Annotated in this window: 1 protein-coding gene; it reads right to left on the bottom strand. The window is 72.8% G+C overall.

Annotated elements, in window-relative coordinates; translation table 11 throughout:
• Positions 1-806, bottom strand: an 806-nt coding sequence (locus MKK88_RS22070; protein WP_244003511.1) for a polysaccharide biosynthesis/export family protein, incomplete at both ends; no start/stop codon positions are given.

Genomic DNA, 806 nt, shown 5'->3' on the forward strand with positions numbered 1-806 from the left:
TCGATCCGGTACACCACCGGGACCAGGGGCGTGCCCAGCAGCTTCGAGCCCGGGTTCAGCCGCCGCACCACGCTGGCCGGCTCGAACCGGAAGATGAAGGTGCCGGCCGGGTCGGCGGCGAAGTCCGACAGGCCGCGCGCCTTGGCCAGCGCCTGCGCCAACGTGATCCCGTCGGCCTGGAACGGCAGCTCGGTCGCCTGACCCAGCGCGCCCACCGCCAGGAAAGTCTGCGGATCGCGCACCAGCGTCAGCACGTCGTTGGGCCGCAGGTAGATGTTCTCCTTGGGGTTCGACACCACCGTGGTCAGCGGCACGGTCGCGGTCACCGGCCCACGCGAGAGCCGCACGAAGGTCTCCGAGACCGGCGAGCGGTTGCCGCCGGCGGCCGCGATGACGTCGAGGATGCGGTCGCCATGGCCCGAGAGCGGCAGGCGGGCGCCGGCCGCGCCCTCGCCGGTGACGGTCACAGCCTGCGAGATCGGGCGGGTGACCGAGACCAGCACCTGCGGCTGGATCGCCTTGCCGGCGAGCTCGTTCTCGATCAGCGACTGGACGTCCTGGGGCCGGCGGCCGGCGACCTTGATGCGGCCGGCATAGGGCACCGAGATGGCGCCGTCGCGCCCGACCGGCTGCTCGGGGATGAGGGCGGACTTGGAGCCGGCCGAGAAGCGGTCGGCCACCAGCGGGCCCGAGAACAGGCCGCCGGAGCCGGCTTCCCAGATCGAGACCGAGACCATGTCGCCGATGCCGATGACCGGCTCGGCGGAGGGGCGGTGGTCGCCGAAGGAGGCGAGCAGGCTGTCGAG

Source organism: Methylobacterium sp. E-005 (assembly GCF_022829725.1).
Lineage (GTDB): Bacteria > Pseudomonadota > Alphaproteobacteria > Rhizobiales > Beijerinckiaceae > Methylobacterium.